General features: G+C 56.7%; 4 protein-coding genes. 2 read left to right on the forward strand and 2 right to left on the reverse strand.

The window, feature by feature from the left end:
• Together RI563_RS01080 and RI563_RS01085 are read left to right on the forward strand one after the other, a co-directional pair.
• A partial coding sequence (locus tag RI563_RS01080; protein ID WP_310692476.1) for an aminotransferase class I/II-fold pyridoxal phosphate-dependent enzyme occupies positions 1-710 on the forward strand: 710 nt, incomplete at its 5' end.
• Positions 703-1407, forward strand: a complete 705-nt coding sequence (locus RI563_RS01085) for a hypothetical protein (protein ID WP_310692477.1) — start codon at positions 703-705, stop codon at positions 1405-1407. The genes RI563_RS01080 and RI563_RS01085, both read left to right, overlap by 8 nt.
• A 73-nt stretch (positions 1408-1480) precedes the next feature.
• On the opposite strand, the gene RI563_RS01090 is transcribed toward RI563_RS01085, so the two are convergent.
• Both RI563_RS01090 and RI563_RS01095 read right to left on the reverse strand, forming a co-directional pair.
• Positions 1481-1867 carry a DUF4168 domain-containing protein gene (locus RI563_RS01090; RefSeq protein WP_310692478.1) on the reverse strand — a complete coding sequence of 129 codons (387 nt, stop codon included), beginning with the start codon at positions 1865-1867 and terminating at the stop codon, positions 1481-1483.
• Between the two features lie 280 nt (positions 1868-2147).
• The gene (locus tag RI563_RS01095; protein WP_310692479.1) at positions 2148-3530 is read right to left on the reverse strand and encodes a sigma-54 dependent transcriptional regulator; all 1383 of its coding nucleotides are present in this window, start codon (positions 3528-3530) and stop codon (positions 2148-2150) included.
• Between the last annotated feature and the right edge of the window lie 82 nt (positions 3531-3612).

Here is a 3612-nt window from a genome sequence, read left to right on the forward strand (position 1 = left end):
GCCTGGCGCAGGTGCAACAGCACTGGCAGGCCGACACCCGGGTGGTGATGCTCGCTTCACCGGCCAACCCTACCGGAACTCTGATTCCGCCCGACGAGCTTTGGGCGATCATCGACTGGGTCGAGCGCCAGGGAGGCACGGTCATTGTCGATGAGATCTATCACGGCCTGGTGTATGGCGACGCGCCGCCCACCGCGCTGGCCTGTGGCAAGCGGGTCTTTGTGATTAACAGTTTCTCCAAATATTTCGGCATGACCGGCTGGCGCATCGGCTGGCTGGTTGCACCCGCCGATCAGGTCCCGGCGCTCGACAAGCTGGCGCAGAACCTGTTTCTGTCCGCCTCGACACCGGCTCAGCATGCGGCGCTGGCGGCGTTCGAACCGCAGACCCTGGCGATTCTCGAACAGCGGCGCGAGGCATTCGAACAGCGCCGCAATTATCTGCTACCGGCGTTGCGGGCGATCGGCTTCGATATCAAGGTGGAGCCTCAGGGTGCCTTTTATCTGTATGCCGACTGCAGCCGGTTTACCGACGACAGTTTTGCCTTCGCCCGGACCCTGTTGCAGGAGGTCGGCGTGGCAATCACCCCGGGCAACGATTTCGGCGACAACCAGCCGGAACGGTATGTACGCTTTGCCTACACGACGTCGCTGGAGCGGCTGAAAGAGGGTGTGCGACGCTTGCAAAAAAGGCTGGCTCCCGATGGCTGAATCGCCCCAGACAGATCCCCTGCAGCCGCCGGGCAATCAACGCGCGGCGCGGATTTATCAGCGCACGGTTATAGTGCTGTTGTTTTTGATGGCCGTGGAACTGGTGCTGACCCTGTATAACGGATTGTGGTTTAGTGCGATTCTGATCATGGCCATCATGGTGGTGATTTTGTCACCGAAAATCATCGGTCGGCATTTTCAGCTCACCGTGCCGGCGGAGTTTCAGTTGCTGGCGGTGTTGTTTGTTTTCGCTTCATTATTTTTAGGGGAAATCCGTCATTACTATGATCGGCTCTGGTGGTGGGATATTGCCCTGCATGCCAGTTCGGGTCTGTTGCTTGGCTTGCTCGGCTTTTTGCTAATCTATGTGCTCAACGAGAACCGACGCATCGAATTGCATTTACGTCCGGGTTTTATGGCACTATTTGCGTTCTTGTTTGCGGTGACTGCCGGAACGCTATGGGAAATTTTTGAATTTGCCATCGACTACTTTGTCGGTACCACGATGCAAAAACCGATGCTTGGTGATGATTCGGGACTGACCGATACAATGTGGGATTTGATTGTCGATGCGGTCGGGGCGCTCTTAATCAGTATCTTTGGCTGGTGGTATATGAAGCGGGGCGAACGCTCCTTTATCGTCGACTGGATCAGTAAGTTCACCGATCGCAATCCCCGCTTATTCAAGTCTGACTAGCTGGCCAGATGTTGTCAGGCAAAAAAATGCCCCGCAATGCGGGGCATATTTATTCCGAAAAGGACCGCTCAGATTACTGGTTGCCCAGCACCTTTTTTTGCAGTTCCGGGCTTTGCTGAACAGCGGCAAAGATCTGGTTATATTCCTGGACAGAGAGACCGGCATCTTCGACGGCGCTTACCATGTTCTGCTGGGCCTGCTGTTGCAGTTTCTGTGCTTTTTTCGGATCTTCGACGTTTTCCAGTTTGCCCGCGAAGGATTCACGGATGCTGTTGACTTGAGCAAAGGCGTCCTTGAACTTGTTCAGGGAGGCATCGTCAACATTGGCTGCCGCCTGGCCACCTTGTTGCTGCTGTTGCTGGGCGCCGCCCTGACCCTGGCCATAGTTCTGGGCGTAAGCGCCAAGTGACAGGCTCATGCCGAACAGCGCAACCAGCAGTGATGTTTTGTTGATCTTCATAATGTAAAACTCCTCGGTTTTTTACTGACACCACTCAACGAGCAAGCTGCATGCCGATTTGTTGTGATGGGATTCTCAACCCGGGATCAAAACCGTTTGGGTGACGAAAAAATGCGGCAATGACAGTGACTTGCTGCGCGTGTAAATGTTTTGTTGACAGTATGATATGGAAGGAGTTGGATGATATTTATCCACTATTGTGTTGTGTTGGCTAACAAAGCGGTGAAAAGTGTGTAGCAATATGGCACATGTGCCGCTGTGTCAGCGGCACAGGCGAATCTCAGTTCTCATCATCCTCGCCCAGGCGCCGATAAAGTGTGCGCCGGCCAATACCGAGAATTTCCGCGGCGCGACGTTTGTTGCCATCGACCTGTTCGATGACGTGTTCGATATAGCGACGCTCCAGTTCCTGCAGGGGAATTAGTTCATTGTTATTGGCCAGCATGGCCGGTAGCGGTGTACTTGTCTGAATATCATGACTTTCAAGCAGGCGTTCGGGTAGATGCGCGATATCGATCTGGTTGGCATGACAGAACGTGACGGCCCATTCGATGATATTGGACAGCTCGCGGACGTTGCCGGGAAACGGGTAACTCTTGAGCTGTTGCAGGGCGCGATCAGTGATGCCCTGGATCGGGTGAGCGCGCCGCGCGCTGAACTCATCGATAAAGCGGGCGGTCAGCAATTCCAGATCCTCGCCGCGCTCGCGCAACGGCGGAATCTGCAGGGCGAAAGTATTCAGGCGATAGAACAGATCCTCGCGGAAATTGCCTTCGCTGACCTCGCGTTCCAGATCGCTGTTGGTGGCGGCGAGAATCCGGACTTCGACGGTCTCCTCGCGGTTGGCGCCGACCGGTCGCAGACGTTGTTCCTGCAGAACCCGCAGCAATTTGGCCTGCATGCCGATGGGCAATTCACCGATTTCATCCAGTAACAGGCTGCCGCCGCTGGCTTCCAGGAACAGGCCGCGGCGCGCCTTTTGTGCTCCGGAGAATGCCCCGGCGGCATGGCCGAACAGCTCGCTTTCCAGCAGTTCAGCCGGGATGGCGGCACAGTTGACGGCAATAAACGGGCCCTCGGCCACTTCACTTTCGGCATGCAGGGCGCGCGCCACCAGTTCCTTGCCGACCCCGCTTTCCCCTTCGATCAACACCGGCCCGGCCGCCCGGGCAATCTGACGGATCTGGCTGTAAAGCCGTTGCATGGGCGCGCTGCGCCCGACCAGGCCGTGAAAATCACCACTACCGAGTAATTCGCGATAGCGGACCAGCTCGAGGCGCAGGCGGCGGGTTTCGTTAACCCGTTGTACGCTCATTAACAGATGCTGCAGATCCACCGGTTTGGTCAGAAAGTCATCGGCACCCTGTTTGAGTGCTTCCACCGCCTGGGAGACCGTGCCGAACCCGGTAATAATGATAAAGCCGGGCGCAACCGGTAATTGCCGGGTCTGTTGCAGCAGCGCCATGGCGTCGGCACCGGGCAGGCGCAGATCGCTGATGACCAGATCGACCGGCTGGTCATTGAGCAACTGCCAGGCCTGTTCGGCGTCCGGTGCTTCCAGGGTGTGATAGCCGCTGTCCTGCAGCTCTTCGAACAACAATTTGCGTAACGAGGCGTCATCCTCGACGATCAGGATGTGGGCCGGGTTCGAGCTGTTATCCATGCGTTACTCCCTGTTGCGGGTCGACGGGCAGGACGATCCGAAAGCGTGCGCCTCCCAGCGCACTGGTTTCGATCTCGATCTG

It is taken from the genome of Thiohalophilus sp., assembly GCF_031581315.1.
Classification (GTDB): Bacteria; Pseudomonadota; Gammaproteobacteria; order UBA6429; family Thiohalophilaceae; genus Thiohalophilus.

Bases quoted from the DNA above. Each gene is read 5' to 3' on its own strand.
- RI563_RS01085 (WP_310692477.1), top strand. From the start codon at position 703: ATGGCTGAATCGCCCCAGACAGATCCCCTGCAGCCGCCGGGCAATCAA.
- RI563_RS01090 (WP_310692478.1), bottom strand. From the start codon at position 1,867: ATGAAGATCAACAAAACATCACTGCTGGTTGCGCTGTTCGGCATGAGC.
- RI563_RS01095 (WP_310692479.1), bottom strand. From the start codon at position 3,530: ATGGATAACAGCTCGAACCCGGCCCACATCCTGATCGTCGAGGATGAC.